The following is an 18,102-nucleotide window of genomic DNA, read 5'->3' on the forward strand; positions in this document are numbered from 1 at the left end:
GTCTGGGGAGGAAATGCTTTTTCCTCCCCAACCTTGCCTTCCTCACCGCGCCGCCTGGGTCGCGGCGCGGGCCAGCCACTCCGCCAGGCTGAGCCCGGCCCGGCTCGCCGCCGCCTGTGCCGCCGCAAGCGCCGCGGGCGGCAGGGCCGTGGTGACCAGCACCGGTGCCGTCGCCGGCGTCGATGCCAGCTCCCGCGTCAGGCCGGCGCGGAACTGGTCCAGCCGCTGCCGCTTCGCCGCCGCGTCCAGCGTCGGGTCGTTGGCGACAGCCGGGCAATAGGCCGCCAGCAGGCTGTCCGTCAGCATGGCGTCGCCGATGCCGGGATTGGCGCGCCGCATGTCGGCCAGCAGCACCCCGGTGCGGTTGGCGATGTCGCCGCGTTCCGCCGCCCGCATCAGCGCCATGGCACCGGCCACCGGTGCCGCCATGCCGTCCGCCGCGCCGATCGGGCTGACCGCCGGGCAGAGCGCCCGCGCCGCCTCGGTCCCCGCCGCGGCCAGCGCATCCGCCTGGCGGAGCTGCGCCACCAGCGCCGGCGTGGCCGGGACGGGCGCCTGGTTGCCCCAGGCGTTGCGGACGTAGTTGGCGATCGCGGCGACTTGGCGGTCGTCGAGCGCGGCGGCGAAGCTCGGCATGGCGCCGTAGCCGCCCTGGGCGGGGATACCGTGCAGCATGGCCTGGATGACGTTGTTCGGCTGGTCCGCCGTCACCGCCTGGTTGCCGGCCAGCGGCGGGATGGCGCCGGGGATGCCGCGCCCCAGCGGCTGGTGGCAGGGGCCGCAATTCTCGAGGTACAGCGCCGCGGCGCGCGGATCCGCCCGGACGGCGGCGACCCGCGGCGTCGCCTGCCGCGGCGGGCTGTCCTTCAGGTAGGCGGCGATCGCCAGCAGGTCGGGCCGGGTCAGCCTGGCCAGGCTGTCATGCACCACCTCCTGCATCGGGCCGAAGGCGGTGCCCTTGGCGGCATCGGCGCCGGTCTTCAGCCAGTCGGCGATGCGCGCCTCCGGCCAGTCGCCGACGCCGTCGCGCAGGTCGCCGCTGATGTTCGGCGCGAACCAGCCATCCACCACCGCCCCGGCGAGGGAACGCGACGGCTCCGTCGCGCCGAGCAGGTTCCGCGGCGTGTGGCATTCGCCGCAATGGCCGAGCGCGGTGACCAGGTAGGCGCCGCGGTTCCATGCCGGCGGCCGGGCCGGGTCGGCGCGGAATTCGCCGGGGCGGAAATAGAGCTCGCGCCAGAAGCCGAGGGTGGCGCGGATGTTGAAGGGGAAGCCGAGCTGGTTGGGCTGCCGCGGCGCGCTGACCGGCTCGACCGTCGCCAGATAGGCGCGGATGGCCTGCACGTCCTCGGCCAGGATGCGGGTGTAGGAGGTGTAGGGCATGACGGGGTAGAGGTCCTCCCCGTCGCGCCCGACCCCGTCATGCAGGGCGCGGGCGAATTGCGCGTCGGTCCAGGCGCCGATGCCGGTGGCGATGTCCGGGGTGATGTTGGGCGAGAGCACGGCGCCGAAGGGCGTGTTGAGCGCGAGCCCGCCGGCGAAGGGCCTGCCGCCCGGCGCGGTGTGGCAGGGCATGCAATCGGCGGCCTCGGCGAGGTAGCGGCCGCGTGCCACAGGGTCCGTGCCGGTCTGGGCCAAGGCGCCGGCCGCCGGGAGGAGCAGGCCGAGAAGGGCGGCGAGGCCCGCGCGGATGCCATGCTGCATGGTTCTTATCCTGGCTTGGACGCCGGGAACCCTAGCGCCAGCGGCCGGGCGCACGGGATGCCCGGCGCGGGGGATCGCGCCGATGTGCGCAGCACCGCGGCCATGGACACCGAAGCGGGCTCCTCGTTACGCTCCGTGCCTCCCGCCCCGGCGGGCAAGAACGAAGCTCGAGGGAGATGCACCGACGGTCCCGACCCTGCGCCGCCGCGGCCTGCTGGCCGTTGCCGCCTCGCTCGCCGCGGCGCCCGCCCGCGCGCAGGCCTGGCCGACGCGGCCGGTGCGCCTCGTCGTCGGCTTCACCGCCGGGTCCTCCACCGACATCACCGGCCGCATTTTCGCCCAGGCCTTCGCCCAGGCCTGGGGCCAGCCCGTGGTGGTGGAGAACATCCCCGGCCAGGGCGGCGCCATCGGGGTGGACTGCGTCGCCAAGTCGCCGCCCGACGGCCATACCCTGATGTGGGCCGGCAACGGCGCGATCACCATCGTGCCCACGCTGCAGCAGGTCGGCTTCGATCCGCTGAAGGACCTCGACAGCATCTGCGCGACCCTCGGCATGGCCTCGATCTTCATCGTGGCAAGGGACTCGCCCTTCCGGACCCTGGCCGACGTGATCGCCGCGGCGAAGGCGAAGCCGGGCGGCGTCGCCTATGGCACCCCCGGGGTCGGCACGCCGCAGCACATCGCGGTCGAGATGCTGGCCCGCCAGGCCGGCATCCGGCTGGAGCACGTCCCCTATCGCGGCGCCAACCTGGCCGACGTGATGAACGGCGTGCTGCCCTTCGGCATCCAGAACGCGGGTGCGTCGATCCCCTTCGTCAAGGAAGGCCAGCTGCGTGGCATCGCGGTCACCTCGCTCGCACGCTCCGCCGCCCTGCCGGATCTACCGACGGTGGCCGAGCAGGGCTTCCCGGGCTTCGAGGCGCTGTCCTGGTTCGGCCTGATGGCCCCCGCCGGCACGCCGCGCCCCATCATCGACAAGGTGAACGCCGAGGCGCTGCGGGTGCTGGCCGATGGCGACCAGCAATCCCGCTTCGCCCAGATGGGCCTGGCGCCGATGGGGACGACGCCGGAGGCGATGCACGCGATGATCGCCCGCGACCTGCCGAAATGGGCCAAGGTGATCGCCGAGGCGGGGATCAGGTAGGGCCTATTCCCCGCCCGCCAGCGCGCCGACCGCCTCGCGCAGCGGCGCCCAGATCCGCTGGCGCTGCTCGGGCGACATGCCGGCGGCGAAGCCGCCGTCGATGGTCAGCGCCACGCCGGTGACGAAGCCGGCGCGGTCGTCGGCGAGGTAGAGCACGCCCTCGGCGATGTCGTCCGGCCGGCCGGTGCGCGGCAGCGGCTGGAAGCCGCCCATGTTGGCCGCCGCCTCCTCCGCCACGCGCGCGTCGAGCTGGGTCGGCAGCTGCGCCGAACGGCCGAAGATCGGCGTGGCGATGACGCCGGGGCAGATGCAGTTCACCCGGATGCCGTAGCCGGCCAGTTCCAGCGCGGCGCATTTGGTCAGATGGATGACCGCGTTCTTCGCCACCGAATAGGAGGTCGCGGTCGAGCCCGGCACCAGTCCGGCGACGCTGGCGGTGGAGACGATCGCGCCGCGCCCCTGCCGCTTCATGATCGGCACCGCATGCTTGATGCCGAGCATGACGGAGCGCACCAGCACCGCGAAGTCGGCATCCCAGCGCTCGGCGGGCATGGTCTCGACCGGGTTGGGGTCGCCGGGGCGGCCGGCATTGTTGAACATCACGTCGAGCCGGCCCCAGGTGCTGTCGGCCAGCGCGACGGCGGCCTCGATGTCGGACTCCCGCGTCACGTCGCAATGGATGTAGCGGGCGGCGTCGCCCAGCGTCTCTGCCAGCCGCATCCCGGCGGCGTCCTGGATGTCGGCGATGACGGCGCGGCCGCCTTCCTCCAGGAAGCGTTCCACCGTCCGTTTGCCGAGGCCCGAGGACCCGCCGGTGACGACGGCGACCTTGTCCTGCATGCGCATTGTCGTTTTCCCCCGATTATGCGGGGGAGTCTGCCGCCGCCCGGCGCCGTGCGCTACCGCCAACTGTGCCGCGGCGCATAGCCCAGGACACGCCGCGCCTTGTCGATGCTCAGCAGCGTGCCGTGCTCGGCCAACGCGCCCCGGATCGGCACGCCGGGGAAATGCTCGGCCATCAGGTCGCGGCTGGGGCGGCGCATCACCGTGTCGGCGGCGGCGATGGTGAAGGCGTCGCACCCGGCGACGTCCGCCTCCAGCGCCAGCCGCGCCGCCTGCGCCACGTCGCGCGCATCGACCCAGGACCACAGGTTCCAGCGCCGCAGCGTGGCGTCCTCCTGCCAGCCGGGGATCAGCGCGTAGTCGGGTTCCTCCAGGATGTTGGAGATGCGGAAGGCGGTGAAGCGGGTGCCGGGATTCCAGCGGTGCATCTCCTCGGCCATCCGCTCGCACAGCACCTTGGCCAGGGCATAGCCGCTCTCGGGGACCAGCCTGTGGTCCTCGGTCACCGGGGCGAAGGCCGGCGGGTTGCGGGTCAGCGGCAGGCCGTAGGTAGTCTCGGACGAGGCCCAGACCACCCGTTCCACCCCCGCCAGGGTGGCGGCGGAGAAGATGTTGTAGGTGGTCATGAAATTGTTCTGCACGGTCGCCGCATCCGGGGCGAGGCCCGGCGCCGGGATGCCCGCCATGTGCACCACGGCGAATGGCCTCGCCAGCGGATCCCGCCGGCGGTCCAAGGTGCCTGCCATCCGCTGCACGCATTCCACCGCCTCCCCGAAGGAGTTCAGGTCGGCCTTCATGAAGTGGCAGAGCGCCTCCGGCGGCGGCGCGGTGTCGACGTTCAGCACCGCATAGCCATGCGCCAGCAGGGCGCGGATGATCGCACGCCCGGCCTTGCCGCTGCCGCCGGTGACCAGGACGCTGCGCTGCATCAGTGCTTCTCCAGGAAGGCCAGCACCGCGGCGTCGAAGGCCGGCGCGTTGTCCTGGCTCATCGCATGCGCGGCATTGGGGATCAGCACCCGCTCGGCACCCTTGATGTGCCGCTCCAGCGCATCCGCGTTGGCGACGAAATTGGGCAGGGTCTGCCCGCCCACCACCAGCAGCGTCGGCGCCGTGATCGCCTCGGCCGCAGCGCGGGAATAGGGCTTCCGCTGCTCGTTGCGCTGGCCCAGCAGGGTGCGGGCATTGGCGCGGGCGACCAGCTTGCGCGTCTCGCTGCGCTTCTCCCAGGCGCCTGGCCCGCCGGTATGCTCGGCGATGCGGCGGAGCCCGCCCTCGATGTCGCCGGCCTCGACCAGCGCCGCGCCTTCCGCGAAGGCGCCGGCCTGCTGCCCCGCGGCCGGCTTGCCGCCCAGGCTCTCGTCCAGCTCGCCGCCCGGCTCGGCCAGGACCAGGGCGCGGACCAGCTCCGGGTGCCGCTCTGCCACCCGGAAGGCGATATGCCCGCCGCGCGAATGCCCGACCAGCCGCACCGGCCCGGCGCCCAGCCCGCGGAGGAAGCCGGCCACGTCCGCCACATGCCTGTCGATGGTGAAGTCGCCGCCCTGGTCGGGCCATTCCCCCGGCCAGCAATGCCGCATCGACAGCGCCAGCACCCGGTACTGCTTCCCCAATGTGGCCATCTGCGGCGCCCAGTAGCGCTGGTCGCCCAGCGTGCCGTGCACCAGCACCAGGGGCTCGCCGGCGCCGCTCTCGGCATAGTTCAGCTCGTAGCCGTCGACGGTCATGCTGGGCATCGCGTTTCCTTCCCGTGTTCGCCGCGGACGATGCGCCGCCCGCCACGCCCCGCCAAGCCTTGGCGCGCGGGTTGCTGGTCCCATCTCCGTCGCAACGACAGCCGGAGGCCCCGATGCAGCGCCGCAGCCTTCTCGCCCTGCCGGGGGCGCTTGCCGCCACGCCGGCGCCCGCCCAGGCGCCGGAGGTCGATACCCTCCTGGTCCTCGCCGTCGATGCCTCCGGCTCGATCGATGCCGACGAGTTCCGCCTGCAACGCGAAGGCTATGCCGAGGCGCTGTCCCACCCCGCCGTGCTCGCCGCCATCGCCGGCCGGCCGCAAGGCGCCATCGCGGTGGCCATGGTGGAATGGGGCTCGCCCGGCGGCGCCGCGACCGTGGTCGATTTCCTGCGCGTGGCGGATGCCGCCGGCGCCCGCGCCCTGGCCGCGGCGATCATCGCCGCGCCCCGCAGCCCGCAGACCTGGAACGCCATCGGCGACGCGCTCGACCACTGCGCGCGGCTGCTGCTGGCCGCGCCCTTCCGCGCGGCGGAGCGGGTGATCGACCTCTCGGGCGACGGGCCCGACCTGCGCTCGCTCCGCCCGGCCGCCGCGGCGCGCGATGCGGCGGTCGCCGCCGGCATCCAGGTCAACGCACTGGCCGTCGCCGCCGCCGGCCAGGTGACCCGCTTCGGCGAGCCGCTGGCCGAGACCTACCGGCGCGAGGTGATCGGCGGGCCGGGCGCCTTCGTGGTGTCGGCCGAGGACCGGCGGGATATCGCGCGGGCCTTGCGGGCGAAGCTGGTGCGGGAGATCGCGTGAAGGAAGGCTGGCGAGAAAGTATTCTCCCCCGCACCCCTCATCTCTTTCCGTGGGTCGGCACCTGCCGCGCGGCGAATGCCAACCCGCAAGAAGGAAGGGTGGGGTTCGGGGAGTGAATGCTTTTCCCTCCCCGAGCTTTCTTTCTACTGCAGCCCGAGAATATCCCCCGGCGCATCGAAGACCCAGCGCGGCCCACGGGCCCGCAGCGCCTCGGCCGCCGCATAGCCCCAGGTGACCGCGCCGAAGGCCAGCCCCACCTGCACCGCCGCCTCGGCATCCCGCGTCTCGTCGCCGATATAGACCGCCTCGGCCGCCGGCACGCCGGCCGCCCGCAGCACCTGCCGCAGCTTCGCCGCCTTGCCGAACAGCGAGGCGCCGCCCGCCACCTGGCCGACCACAGCCGCCTCGGCGCCGAGGGTCTGGCGGATGCTGGCCTCTCCATCCGAGCTGGCGATGGCGAGCGCCACCCCCGCCTCGGACAGGCCGCGCAGCATCGCCGGCACCCCGGGAAACAGCGGGATGGACCCGGCCGCCGCCGCCTTCAGCGCCCGCAGGTCGCGGGTGAGGGCGGGCAGCCGCCAGGGCGAGACCTCCAGCGCGCGGAGGATCTCCCGCGTGCCGAGCCGGCGCAGCGCCTCGACCTCCGTCGGGGCGACGGGGCGGAGGCCGTGACGGCGGCCGACCTCGTTCAGCGCGCCGCGGAACCAGGGGAAGGAATCCGCGAGCGTCCCGTCGAAGTCGAAGATGACCAGGCGCGGAGGCATCCTCCCCGCATAGGGCACCGAGATGGCAGCGGGCAAACGGCTTGCCGAAAAGACATTATTCCTATATAAGGTGTCGGTTCGGTTGAGGGAGCGGCGATGCGCGGCATGGCGGTCCGACCCGGTGGTGACGCAGCGATGCCGGCGCCCCCGCCGGGGCTTTGTCCGAATGCGGCATCCTGGCTTTCCCCGCGCCGGTGCCCTTTGTCCGGATCGAGCCCCTCCGGCGCGGCTTATTCCCTCAAATCCTCGGCGCTCCTGCCCGGAAACCCGCCGAATTCCTGGGCCAGCCGCGAATGGGGCCGAACCGGGCTCAACCGGTTGAAGCCGCGTTCGGGCGGCTTCCCCGCGGCCGGGCGGCCTTGCCGCGATTCGGGCCGGCGACCCCGCCCGGGGGATTTGTCCGAAACCCGCAACCCCGCGCCATCCGCGGCCCTTGCGCCGTCCCGCCCCCCCTGCCACACCCGGCGCGCCATGACCGACGATGCGCCCGACGACCTGCCGCCCGCTGGCCTGCTGCCGGCAGGGCTGATGGACCTGCTGCCGCCCGAGGCCGAGCGGGAAGCCGCACTGGTCGAGACCCTGATGGCCGCCTTCGCCGCGCATGGCTACGAACGGGTCAAGCCGCCGCTGCTGGAATTCGAGACCAGCCTGCTGGCGGGGTCGGGCGCCGCCGTCGCCGAGCAGACCTTCCGGCTGATGGATCCGGTCAGCCAGCGCATGATGGGGCTGCGCGCCGACACCACCCCGCAGGTCGCCCGCATCGCCGCGACCCGGCTCGGCGGCCAGGCCCGGCCACTCCGCCTGTGCTACGCCGGCCAGGTGCTGCGGGTGCGCGGCACCCAGATCGCCCCGGAACGCCAGCTGCCCCAGGTCGGCGTGGAGCTCATCGGCAGCGAGGCCGCGGCGGCGGATGCCGAGGTCGCGGTGGTCGCCGCCGAGGCGCTGGGCCGCGCCGGCGTCGCCGGCATCTCGCTCGACATCAGCCTGCCGACCATGGCCGCCACCCTGCTGGACGCCGCCGGCATGACGCCGGAAGCGCTCGCCGCCCGCGGCCTCGACCGCCGGTTGCGGCGGCAGATGGAGGAAGGGATCGACCGCAAGGACCCGGTCCGCGTGCTGACCATCGCCGCCCGCGCCGCGCCGCTCGCCGTCGATCTTGCGGCGCTGCTGCCGCGGCTGCTGGAAGCCGCCGGCCCGGCCGATGCGGGGCTCGCGGCGCTGGCGGCGCTGGATCTCCCGCCGGCGGCGCGCGCCATCGCCGACAATGCCGCGGCGGTGATCGCCGCCATCCGGGTGCGGGCGCCGGCGTTGCGGATCACCCTCGACCCGGTCGAGTTCCGCGGCCTGCGCTACCATGTCGGCGTCGCCTTCACCCTGTACGGGCCGGGCGCCACCGGGGAGATGGCGCGGGGCGGCCGCTACCGCTCGGGCAACGACGAGCCGGCCACGGGGATGAGCCTCTATCCGGACGCGGTGCAGCGCGCGGCACCCGTGCCGCCCGCCATGCCGCGCGCCTTCGTCCCGCTCGGCACGCCGGAGGCGGCGCTGGCCGCGCTGCGCGCCCGAGGCTTCGCCACCGTCTGCGCCCTGTCACCGGCCGATGCGCCGCGGGCGCTGCGCTGCACCCATGTTTTCCGGGACGGCCAACCCGTCCCCCTGAGCCAAGAGGAATAGGCCCATGGCCAATGTCGCCGTGATCGGCGCCCAGTGGGGCGACGAGGGCAAGGGCAAGGTGGTGGACTGGCTGGCCAGCCGCGCCGACCTCGTCGTGCGCTTCCAGGGCGGGCACAATGCCGGCCATACCCTGGTGGTGGGCGACCAGACCTACAAGCTGTCGCTGCTGCCTTCCGGTGTGGTGCGCGGCAAGATCGGCCTGATCGGCAACGGCGTGGTGCTGGACCCCGAGGCGCTGCTGTCCGAGATCGCCAAGGTCACCGCGCAGGGCCTCACGGTGACGCCGGAGAACCTGCGGATCGCCGAGAACGTGCCGCTGATCCTGCCGCTGCACCCGGCGCTGGACAAGGCGCGCGAGACCGCCCGCGGCGGCGACAAGATCGGCACCACGGGGCGGGGGATCGGCCCGGCCTACGAGGACAAGGTGGGGCGCCGGTCCATCCGCCTCTGCGACCTGGCCGAGCCGGAGACGCTGTCGAAGAAGCTGGACGAGCTGCTGCTGCACCACAACTCGCTGCTGCGCGGCCTCGGCGCGCCGGTCTTCGAGAAGCAGGCGTTGCTGGACGGGCTGCTGGCCCTCGCCCCGAAGCTGCTGCCCTTCGCGGAAGCGGTGTGGGAGCGGCTGGACGAGGCGCGGCATTCCGGCAAGCGCGTGCTGTTCGAGGGCGCCCAGGCGGTGATGCTGGACGTCGACCACGGCACCTACCCTTACGTGACCTCGTCCAACACTGTGGCCGGCAGCGCCGCGGCGGGATCGGGCGTCGGGCCGGATGCGATCGGCATGGTGCTGGGCATCGCCAAGGCCTACTCGACTCGTGTGGGGAGCGGGCCGTTCCCGACCGAGTTGCACGATGACATCGGCCGGGGCCTGGGCGAGCGCGGTCACGAATTCGGCACGGTGACCGGCCGGCCGCGGCGCTGCGGCTGGTTCGACGCCTGCATGGTGCGCCAGGCGGTGAAGATCGGCGGCATCAACGGCATCGCCCTGACCAAGCTGGACGTGCTGGACGGCATGGCCGAACTGAAGATCTGCACCGGCTACCGCATCAAGGGCGAGGTGTTCCGCCGGCTGCCAAGCGCCTTCCAGGCCCAGGCTGCCGCCGAGCCGATCTACGAGGTGCTGGAGGGCTGGTCTGGCTCCACCCGCGGCGCCCGCAGCTATGCCCAGCTGCCGGCGGCGGCGGTGAAGTATGTCCGCCGGATCGAGGAATTGGTCGAGGCGCCGGTGGTGCTGCTCAGCACCAGCCCGGACCGCGACGACACCATCACCCTGCGCGACCCCTTCGCAGGTTGAGGAGACCGGGATGCGAAGCCTCGTCGCCGTCATGCTGCTGCTCGCCGGCGCCGCCCGGGCCGAGCAGGCCTGCTTCCTCAGCTACGAAGGCTTCGAGGAGAAGGTCCCGCATCTCGACCTCGATGCCTGCCTGGGCGGCGCGGTGAAGCCCGAGGAAGGCTTCTGCCGCATCGCCCTGTCGGGGGCCGAGGTGCTGATCTACGAGTTCCGCCACGCCGGGCCCGGCCCCTGCCTGGCGAAGCTGGACCGCTACGCCTTCAACGACTTCGTCGCGCGGTTCGGGATCAGCTACGCCAAGCCCTGAGGCTAGATCAGCTGCAGGTCCTGGCCGATGTCGCCCAGCCCGTCGCGGACATCGTTGAAGGCGCCGTTGGCGTCGTCGACCAGGCCGCCGGTGACGCTGTTGCCGAAGTTGCGCAGCAGCTGGTCGGTGACATTGCGCGACGCCGCGGGGTCCTGGTCCGAGCCGTCGTAGATCGCCTGCAGCAGGCGCAGTTCCGGATCGGTGGTGGCGACTTCCGGGATGATGAGGGAATTGCCCGGGGTGCCGGACTGGGCGACCTCGGTGACGTAGAGGTTGACGTCGTGCCGCGCCACGTCGAGTTCGGCCAGGTTGGCCAGGTTGGCGCCGCTGTCGAGCCGGCCGTCCTGACCGGGCAGCAGGACGATCTGCCCCTGGTTTTCGTAGTTCACCGTCAGGTTCGGCAGCGAGGCAAGCGCCTGGTCCTTGGTCAGGCCGGGGAATTGCTGCGCCACCTGGTCGGCGACCACATCGGCCAGCGTGCCGTTGGCGCGCAGCACCTCGCCGATCTCGGCCCGATGCGCGCCGAGGATCACCGCCGGATCGTCGGCGATGACATAGTTGGTGATGCGCTCATCCGTCCCCGCCGGCAGGATCGCGCCGCCCGAGCCGAAGGTCACCGCCGCATGGCCCGGCAGGCCGGGCTGGTTCGGGTGGCTCTCCATGTAGAGCTGCGCCAGCGAGCCGCCGAGGCTGTGGCCGGTGACATAGATCGGGCTGCCCCAGGCGGCCGAGGCGGCGTCCACCGCCGCGACCAGCGAGCCGAAGGAGCCGTAGGCGGCGTTGATGTTGTTCAGGTCCTGCTGGCTGTCGGTCGCATCGTCGCTGCCGCGGAAGGAGACGACGATGCTGGGCAGCCCCTCGATGAAGCCGACGGTCAGCAGCGCGGCGCCGTTGCCGCTCTTGAAGAGGCCGTTCGAGAAGCTCTCGCCCGGTTGCAGCGCCAGGCCGAAATTGGACGGGTCGAGCGCGGTGAAGCCCGCAGGGAGGGCGACCGGGGTATCGGAATAGGCGTCGGCAGCCAGCTGCGACAGCACGGTAGCGGTGGCGAGGCTCACGGGGATTCTCCTGCAGGCCCGCGCGGGCCGGATGGCCGCACGCGCGGACGGGGATTTGGGAGTGTGCCGCTAGAACACCCGGCACCCGTCCCGGTTTCCGCCGGTCACCCATGCAGCCCCGCCTGGGCACGGCGCGTTGGGGCGGCGAGCCGTGATGAATGGGGACAGGATGACACATCGGATTCCGCTCGTGCTGCCGCCCGATCCGAGCCGGGGGCGCTGAGCGATGTGGGACATGGCCGTCATGGCGCCGCGCATGCGGGCGGTGCTGCGCATCGTCGTCGCGCTGATCTTCCTGGAGCACGGCACGCAGAAGCTGTTCGGCTTCCCGCCGCCGGCGAGCGGCGTGCTGCCGGCGGTGTTCAGCCTGTCCTGGTACGCCGCGGTGTTCGAACTGGTCGGCGGCCTGCTGCTGCTGGCCGGGCTGTTCACCCGGCCGGTGGCCTTCATCCTCGCCGGCGAGATGGCCTTTGCCTATTGGATCGCGCATGCGCCGCGCAGCGTCTTCCCCGTGCTGAACGGCGGCGACGCGGCGATCCTCTACTGCTTCGTCTTCCTGTATTTCGTCGCCGCCGGCCCGGGCGCCTGGGCGGTGGACATCATGCGGCGGAAGGAGCCGGAGCCGGCGCCGGTGCCCGCCGAACGGGACGCCGCCGTGCTGCGGCGGTAGCTACCGCTTCATCTGCTCCAGCCCGTGCTGCTCGCGCACCGCATGGAAGCGCAGCGCGGGCCATTCCTCCTCGGCCCGCTTGCGGCGCCAGTCGGAGCCGAAGAAGGCGACGATCTCGCCGTCATGGTCCTCCCCGGCGTCGCGGCGGTTGGCCTGGGCGAAACGGTCGATCGCCGTGCGGTCCGAGCCGGGGTCCTTGAGGGCGACCCAGCGCATCATCGACCACATGGTGTCCTGGAAGCGGGCGGGGACGCCGTATTCCACCTTGAGGCGCGACTGCAGCACGTCCAGCTGCAGCTGCCCGACCACGCCGACCACGGGCAGCGAGCCGTCGAGCGGGCGGAACAGCTGCACCACGCCTTCCTCGGCCAGCTGGTCGAGCGCGGTCTTCAGCTTCTTCGCCAGCATCGGGTCCTCGAGCTGGACATGGCGCAGGATCTCGGGCGCGAAGCTCGGCACGCCGCGGAAGTTCAGCTCCTCGCCCTCGGTCAGCGTGTCGCCGATGCGGAGCGTGCCGTGGTTGGCGACGCCGACCACGTCGCCCGGCCAGGCTTCCTCGGCGACCTGGCGGTCCTTGGCGAAGAAGAACAGCGGCGCGTTGACCGGCACCTGCTTGCCGGTGCGGACCTGCTTGAGGCGCATGCCCTTGGTCAGCTTGCCCGAGCAGAGCCGGACGAAGGCGACCCGGTCGCGGTGGTTCGGGTCCATGTTGGCCTGCACCTTGAAGACGAAGCCGGTCAGCTTCTCCTCGCCAGCCTGGACCGTGCGCGGGTCGCCGGCGCGGGGCCCGGGCGGCGGGGCGTAGCGCGCCAGGCCGTCGAGCAGGTGGCCGACGCCGAAGTCGCGCAGCGCCGAGCCGAAGAAGACCGGGGTCATGTGGCCCTCGCGGAAGGCCTCCAGGTCGAAGACCTTGAGGCCCGCTTCGGCCAGCAGGGTCTCCTCGCGCAGCATCAGGGCCCGCTCGGCGCCGACCAGGGCGTCGAGCCGCGGATCGTCGATGTCGTCGAGCGGGATGGAGCCGCTGTCGTCGGCATCCACGGGCAGGAAATGCTTGTCGATCAGGTCCCAGGTGCCGGCGAACTCCGAGGCACGGCCGACCGGCCAGGCGACCGGGGCGGCGTCCAGCGCCAGGGTCTGCTCGATCTCGTCGATCAGCTCGAAGGGGTCGCGCGCCTCGCGGTCCATCTTGTTGATGAAGGTGATGATCGGGATGTCGCGCATGCGGCAGACCTCGAACAGCTTCCGGGTCTGGCTCTCGATGCCCTTGGCGCCGTCCAGCACCATGACGGCCGCGTCCACCGCGGTCAGCGTGCGATAGGTGTCCTCGGAGAAGTCCTCGTGGCCCGGCGTATCCAGCAGGTTGAACACCAGCCCGCCGCGCTCGAAGGTCATCACCGAGGTTGCGACCGAGATGCCGCGGTCCTGCTCGATCTTCATCCAGTCCGACCGGGTCCGGCGGGCATTGCCCTTGGCCCGCACCGCGCCGGCCAGCTGGATGGCGCCGCCCTTCAGCAGCAGCTTCTCGGTCAGCGTGGTCTTGCCGGCGTCCGGGTGGGCGATGATGGCGAAGGTCCGGCGCCGGGCCGCTTCGGTCGCTACTTCGGTCGGGGCGAGGGCGGGCAGGGTGTCCATGGGGTGCTCGTCATCCGGGGGGCGCAGGGCGCCATGCGCGGGGCGTCCGGGAGATGGGGAGGTCAGGCCCGCTTCCCTAGCCCACCAGCGGCGCCGCGGCTACGGGTCCCGCAGGCTCGGACGCCCGTTCCGGCGCCGGCAGGCCGCCGGCTCGCAGCGCCAGGACCCGCTCGGCCGAGGCCCGCCAACGCGCGATGCGGGGCATGTTGTCGACCGGCCAGCTCAGGGTTGCGGCGACACTGGTGAAGGCCGGCGCCGCCTGCATCACCCGGCCGAGGGTAACCACCCCGGCCAGCCAGGCGGGGGTGGCGACCAGATAGCGGATGCCCTGGCCCAGCCGCCTGCTGGCGGCGCAGAAGAGTTGCAGCACGGCCGAGGCGGCGGTCTGTTCCTCCAACGCACCGGCCAGCGACCCGGACAGGCCGCGCAGCCGGAGCGGGTGCGAGCCCGGCGCGCCGCCGGCATCGCGGCCGCGGACCAGCGCCTCGCGGTACGCGGCCTCATCGCCTGGCGCCGCGTGGTGGCGCGTTCCAGCCGGCAGCCGTTCGGGACGGGGATGCCGGTACCCAGCCGGGCGAACAGGATGGCGACCCGGAGCAGGTAGCCGGGCACGTGGAACGCGATCCCGCCGGGCGGGATGGCCGGATGATCCGACAGGGTCCGGAGCACGCCGAGGAAACAGGTCAGCACCATCGCGGCATAGGCGAGGGAGCTGGCGAGCTAGACCGCGTCCTCGGTGGCGATGCGGCCATCGGCATTGGCGCCGCCGGGACACGGGCCGCGCCGCCGGCCCCCAGCCAATCGGCGGTCAGCCGGTGCGCCAGCCAAGCGCGCCAGTGCGGCGCCAGGTGCCGCCGCGCCCGGAGATGCAGGAAGAAGGCGACGGCGAAGGCGAAGGCAAGGACGAGCGGCACGCCGGCCTGGACCAGCACGCCCTGGCCGTCGCGCTGCTCCAGCACCTCGAACGGGTTGCGGTTCCCCTGGTCGAGGCGCAGCAGCAGCCCCGCTTCGGTCTCGCCCAGCCCGAGCCGCCCGGCGGCGACCAAACGCGCGCGCCAGGCGGCCCGGCCCTGCCAGACGCCACCGGCGATCCTTTGGGAACGCCGCAGCATAAGGCCAGAGGGGATCGACTGAAGGAGGCTATCCGGCAAGTGCCGGCCCAGGATGGGTCAAGGCAGGTCTCCCGAGGCTACTGTCAGGAACTTGCCGTCTTCTCCCGTACCCGGGTTACACCGCGATCCTGGGAGCGGATTGCAAGCGGCAACGGCCGATGCTTGGGCACGGCTTGTCGTCACCGCAACTCAGCCAGCAGCGCCTGCAGGTCGAAGCGGCTGTTGCTCATGGCCAGCTCGCCCGCCGCGTTGCGCGGCCATTCGACCCGCGGGCGGTCGCGGTAGAGCTCGACGCCGTTGCCGTCCGGGTCGCGCAGGTAGATCGCCTCGGAGACGCCGTGGTCGGAGGCACCCTCCAGCTCGATCCCGGCCTGGATCACCCGCAGCAGCGCCGCGGCCAGGGCCTGGCGGTCCGGATAGACCAGGGCGACATGGTAGAGGCCGGTGGTGCCGCGCGGCGGCGGCGCGCCGCCGGCGCTGTCCCAGGTATTGAGCGCGATGTGATGGTGGTAGCCGCCGGCCGACAGGAAGGCCGCCCGGTCGCCCATGCGCTGCATGACCTCGAGGCCGAGCACGCCGTGCCAGAAGCCGAGCGCCCGGTCGAGGTCGGCGACCTTCAGGTGGACATGGCCGATGCGGGCTTCGGGATGGATGGCGGCGGACATGGCGGGCGCTCCCTGGTGCTGGCGCAGCAGATGGGGCGGCGCGTGGCGGGGTGCCAATCGGTTGGGCGAATGAGCGGGATTGGCCGGGGGAATGGGGGGCAAGGTTGGAAAGGGGAAAGTGTTCCCTCCCGGTCGGACGCAGGCGTCCGACCCCACCCTATCCTTTGTGTGAGTCAGGCACTCGCCGCGCGGCGGGCCTCGACTCACGGAAATGGATGAGGAGGTCCGGGGGAGAATACCTTCTCCCCCGGCCTTTCAGGCCGGCGGTGCGGTGCGGGCCATCGCCGGCAGCGCGGCGACCTTGGCATACCAGGCTTCCAGCCTGGGATGCCCGGGGCGCCAGGGCTCGTTGGCATAGCGGAAATCCAGGTAGCCCAGCGCGCAGGCGATGGTGACCTCGCCGATGGTGGTGAGCAGACCGAGGCTGCCGGCGTCGGCCTCCAGCGCGTCGAGCGCGCGGGTGACCTTGGCCTGTTGGGTGGCGATGTAGTCGCGCCGGCCGTCATCCAGCGGCAGGGCGAGTTCGCGCCGGCGCGGCTGGGTGGCATCGAGGATGCCGTCGCCCACCGCTTCCTGCTGCTTCGCCTTCCAGCGGGCCGGGCCGGGGGCGGGGAAGAGCGGCGGGGCGCTGCCGATGCTGTCGAGGTATTCGCAGATCACCGGGCTGTCGTAGAGCGCCATGCCGTCGTCGGTGATCAGCGTCGGCACCTTGGACAGCGGGTTGCTGGCGGCGAGGACCGGATCGGTGGTGCCGATGGTCCAGAGCTCGACCTGGGCGTCGATGCCGCGGAGGATCGCCGCGGCGACGCATTTGCGGACATAGGGGCTGTTCGGCGAATAGGCGAGCTTCATGCTGTGCGTCCTCCCGAGGATGCGGCGACTTTCCACCGCCTGTCGGGATGCCACAAGTCAGGCGTCATGCTGCATGCCCCAGATCAGCGACAGCACGCGTTCCCGCGCCGCGATGAAGCCGGGGCTGGACTTGACCGCGCGGATGTCGGCGGCCGATTCGTCGCGGGCGAAGGGCAGCGGGATGCGCTCGACGATGCGGCCGGGGCGGGGGGACATCACCACCACCTCGGTGCCGAGATAGACCGCTTCCTCGACGCTGTGGGTGATGAAGACCACGGTCATGCCGGTGCGGCGCCAGACGGCATGCAGCTCCTCCTGCATGTGCTCCCGCGTCAGCGCATCGAGCGCGCCGAAGGGCTCGTCCATCAGCAGCACCAGCGGCTCGTTGCAGAGCGCCCGGGCGATGGCGAGGCGCTGCTGCATGCCGCCCGACAATTCGTAGGGATAGCGGTCGCGGAAATCCCAGAGCCCGGTGGTGCGCAGCCAGTACTCCACGCGCTCCCTCGCCTGGGCGGGATTCTCGCCGCGCATGCGCGGGCCGAAGCCGGCATTGGCGGCGACGCTCATCCAGGGAAACAGCGTCGGCTGCTGGAACACCACGCCGCGTTCCGGGCCTGGGCCGAGCACCGGCTTGCCGGCGAGCGAGACCACGCCGGTGGTCGGGGCGAGGAAGCCGGCGAGCGTCTGCATCATCGTGGTCTTGCCGCAGCCGGACGGCCCGACGATGCAGACGAAGTCGCCGCGGCCGAAGTCGAGGTCGGCGCGCTCCAGGGCGAGCACCGAGGCGGCGCCCTGCCCGTAGCGGACCGAGACCCCGTCGAAGCGGACGAAGCCCGGTTCGCTCACGCGACCGCCTGGGCCAGGTACCGCGTGTTCAACGCCTTGCCGAAGGCCTCGACGCCGGGGGCGGAGCGGATCGAGCGCTGCTCGACCAGGAAGTCGGCGGTGCCCTTCAGCACGGCGGCGAATTTGCCGGGCTGGCCCGGGGCGCCGAGCCAGTCGGGCTCGAGCTGCTTCCTCAGGCCGACGAAATCGGGCTCCTTCAGGTCGGCCATGGCGACCTCGGGGCTGATGCCGGCCTGGGCGGCGACGATCCTGGCGGCGGCCTCCGGCTGGGTCTCCCACATCGTCAGGGCGCGGCCATAGGCCTTGAGGAAGCCGACCACCGCGTCCGGATACTCGGCGGCGAAGGCGTTGCGCACGATGATCATGTCGGAGACCACGTAGCCCGCCTTGTCGAGCGTGTCCCAGGTGCGGAAGCCGGTGCCGCCGGCCTCGCGCAGCTTGCTCTTGGCGGGGGACCAGACATAGGCGGCGTCGATCTCGCCCTTCGACCAGGCGGCGAGGATGGCGGCCGGCTTCATGTCGAGCAGCGTGACGTCGCGCTGGGTCAGGCCATTGGTCTTGAGGAAGCCGAGGGTGCGGAAATGGCTGGTGGAGCCGAAGGGCGTCGCCAGCTTCTTGCCCTTGAAGTCGGCGGCGGTCCTGATGTTGGCGGCGGCGCGGACGGTCATCTCCTCGGCCGGGCCGATGTTGTCCACCATCCCGACCACCTGGTAGGGCAGCCCTTGCGCGATGCCGGCGGCGGTGGCGACGGAGCCGATCGCCAGGCCGATGTCACAGGAGCCGGCGATCATCGCGGTGTTGATCTCGGCGCCGCTGCCGAATTCGGTCCAGTTGATCGGCGCGCCGAGGCCGGCGGCGAACCAGCCCTCGCCCTTGGCGATCATGGTCGGCTTGGCCTCGGTGAAGAAGCCGAGATTGACCTTGTCAGGGGTCCTGGCGCGGGTATGCGCGGCGAACAGCGGCAGGGCGGCGACGGCGAGCGCGGCGCGGCGGGTCAGCAGGGTCATG

19 protein-coding genes are annotated in these 18,102 nt (G+C 72.3%); 6 read left to right on the forward strand and 13 right to left on the reverse strand.

The window, feature by feature from the left end; genetic code table 11:
* Positions 1–42: 42 nt before the first annotated feature.
* Positions 43–1,704 carry a c-type cytochrome gene (locus ACFQS7_RS09240; RefSeq protein WP_380066749.1) on the reverse strand — a complete coding sequence of 554 codons (1,662 nt, stop codon included), beginning with the start codon at positions 1,702–1,704 and terminating at the stop codon, positions 43–45.
* A gap of 277 nt (positions 1,705–1,981) precedes the next feature.
* Between ACFQS7_RS09240 and ACFQS7_RS09245 the strand changes: the two genes are divergently transcribed.
* Positions 1,982–2,848, forward strand: a complete 867-nt coding sequence (locus ACFQS7_RS09245; protein ID WP_380066750.1) for a Bug family tripartite tricarboxylate transporter substrate binding protein — start codon at positions 1,982–1,984, stop codon at positions 2,846–2,848.
* A gap of 3 nt (positions 2,849–2,851) precedes the next feature.
* Here the strand turns inward: ACFQS7_RS09245 and ACFQS7_RS09250 are convergent, their stop codons facing one another.
* From ACFQS7_RS09250 to ACFQS7_RS09260, 3 genes are read right to left on the reverse strand one after another with little or no spacing between them, the layout of a single operon-like run.
* Positions 2,852–3,694 carry an SDR family NAD(P)-dependent oxidoreductase gene (locus ACFQS7_RS09250; RefSeq protein WP_380066751.1) on the reverse strand — a complete coding sequence of 281 codons (843 nt, stop codon included), beginning with the start codon at positions 3,692–3,694 and terminating at the stop codon, positions 2,852–2,854.
* A gap of 53 nt (positions 3,695–3,747) precedes the next feature.
* A complete protein-coding gene (locus ACFQS7_RS09255; protein ID WP_380066752.1) occupies positions 3,748–4,620 on the reverse strand; it encodes an NAD-dependent epimerase/dehydratase family protein in 873 nt (290 codons plus the stop codon).
* Positions 4,620–5,426, reverse strand: a complete 807-nt coding sequence (locus ACFQS7_RS09260; protein ID WP_380066753.1) for an alpha/beta fold hydrolase — start codon at positions 5,424–5,426, stop codon at positions 4,620–4,622. The genes ACFQS7_RS09255 and ACFQS7_RS09260 overlap by 1 nt, the downstream gene beginning before the upstream one ends.
* 113 nt (positions 5,427–5,539) lie before the next feature.
* On the opposite strand from ACFQS7_RS09260, the gene ACFQS7_RS09265 reads away from it, so the two are divergent.
* Positions 5,540–6,226: a DUF1194 domain-containing protein gene (locus ACFQS7_RS09265; protein WP_380066754.1), complete on the forward strand. Its 687-nt coding sequence runs from the start codon at positions 5,540–5,542 to the stop codon at positions 6,224–6,226.
* 143 nt (positions 6,227–6,369) lie between these two features.
* Here ACFQS7_RS09265 and ACFQS7_RS09270 read toward each other — a convergent pair whose 3' ends face one another.
* Complete coding sequence (locus ACFQS7_RS09270) at positions 6,370–6,990, reverse strand: HAD hydrolase-like protein (protein ID WP_380066755.1); 621 nt, start codon at positions 6,988–6,990, stop codon at positions 6,370–6,372.
* A gap of 471 nt (positions 6,991–7,461) precedes the next feature.
* Here ACFQS7_RS09270 and ACFQS7_RS09275 point away from each other — a divergent pair, with 471 nt between their 5' ends.
* The 3 genes from ACFQS7_RS09275 to ACFQS7_RS09285 are packed head-to-tail and all read left to right on the forward strand — an operon-like array spanning position 7,462 to position 10,262.
* Entirely contained in the window at positions 7,462–8,664 is a 1,203-nt protein-coding gene (locus ACFQS7_RS09275) for an ATP phosphoribosyltransferase regulatory subunit (protein ID WP_380066756.1), read from the forward strand.
* A 4-nt stretch (positions 8,665–8,668) separates the two neighbouring features.
* A complete protein-coding gene (locus ACFQS7_RS09280; RefSeq protein ID WP_380066757.1) occupies positions 8,669–9,958 on the forward strand; it encodes an adenylosuccinate synthase in 1,290 nt (429 codons plus the stop codon).
* A 10-nt stretch (positions 9,959–9,968) separates the two neighbouring features.
* The gene (locus ACFQS7_RS09285; protein WP_380066758.1) at positions 9,969–10,262 is read left to right on the forward strand and encodes a hypothetical protein; all 294 of its coding nucleotides are present in this window, start codon (positions 9,969–9,971) and stop codon (positions 10,260–10,262) included.
* A gap of 2 nt (positions 10,263–10,264) precedes the next feature.
* Here the strand turns inward: ACFQS7_RS09285 and ACFQS7_RS09290 are convergent, their stop codons facing one another.
* Entirely contained in the window at positions 10,265–11,317 is a 1,053-nt protein-coding gene (locus ACFQS7_RS09290) for a hypothetical protein (RefSeq protein WP_380066759.1), read from the reverse strand.
* A 226-nt stretch (positions 11,318–11,543) separates the two neighbouring features.
* On the opposite strand from ACFQS7_RS09290, the gene ACFQS7_RS09295 reads away from it, so the two are divergent.
* A complete protein-coding gene (locus ACFQS7_RS09295; RefSeq protein ID WP_380066760.1) occupies positions 11,544–11,987 on the forward strand; it encodes a DoxX family protein in 444 nt (147 codons plus the stop codon).
* Here ACFQS7_RS09295 and ACFQS7_RS09300 read toward each other — a convergent pair whose 3' ends face one another.
* The 7 genes from ACFQS7_RS09300 to ACFQS7_RS09330 form a co-directional block, all read right to left on the reverse strand.
* On the reverse strand, positions 11,988–13,619 hold the full coding sequence (locus ACFQS7_RS09300) for a peptide chain release factor 3 (protein ID WP_380066761.1): 1,632 nt from the start codon (positions 13,617–13,619) through the stop codon (positions 11,988–11,990).
* Positions 13,620–13,695: 76 nt separating this feature from the next.
* Positions 13,696–14,016, reverse strand: a complete 321-nt coding sequence (locus tag ACFQS7_RS09305; protein ID WP_380066762.1) for a hypothetical protein — start codon at positions 14,014–14,016, stop codon at positions 13,696–13,698.
* Positions 14,017–14,302: 286 nt separating this feature from the next.
* A complete protein-coding gene (locus ACFQS7_RS09310) occupies positions 14,303–14,731 on the reverse strand; it encodes a hypothetical protein (protein ID WP_380066763.1) in 429 nt (142 codons plus the stop codon).
* Between the two features lie 179 nt (positions 14,732–14,910).
* The gene (locus ACFQS7_RS09315; RefSeq protein ID WP_380066764.1) at positions 14,911–15,396 is read right to left on the reverse strand and encodes a VOC family protein; all 486 of its coding nucleotides are present in this window, start codon (positions 15,394–15,396) and stop codon (positions 14,911–14,913) included.
* A gap of 255 nt (positions 15,397–15,651) precedes the next feature.
* The gene (locus ACFQS7_RS09320) at positions 15,652–16,248 is read right to left on the reverse strand and encodes a glutathione S-transferase N-terminal domain-containing protein (protein WP_380066765.1); all 597 of its coding nucleotides are present in this window, start codon (positions 16,246–16,248) and stop codon (positions 15,652–15,654) included.
* Between the two features lie 57 nt (positions 16,249–16,305).
* The gene (locus ACFQS7_RS09325; RefSeq protein WP_380066766.1) at positions 16,306–17,094 is read right to left on the reverse strand and encodes an ABC transporter ATP-binding protein; all 789 of its coding nucleotides are present in this window, start codon (positions 17,092–17,094) and stop codon (positions 16,306–16,308) included.
* Positions 17,091–18,101, reverse strand: a complete 1,011-nt coding sequence (locus ACFQS7_RS09330) for an ABC transporter substrate-binding protein (protein WP_380066767.1) — start codon at positions 18,099–18,101, stop codon at positions 17,091–17,093. Before ACFQS7_RS09330 ends, ACFQS7_RS09325 begins: the two co-directional genes overlap by 4 nt.
* Between the last annotated feature and the right edge of the window lies 1 nt (position 18,102).

The organism is Dankookia sp. GCM10030260 (assembly GCF_042666655.1).
Classification (GTDB): Bacteria; Pseudomonadota; Alphaproteobacteria; order Acetobacterales; family Acetobacteraceae; genus Paracraurococcus.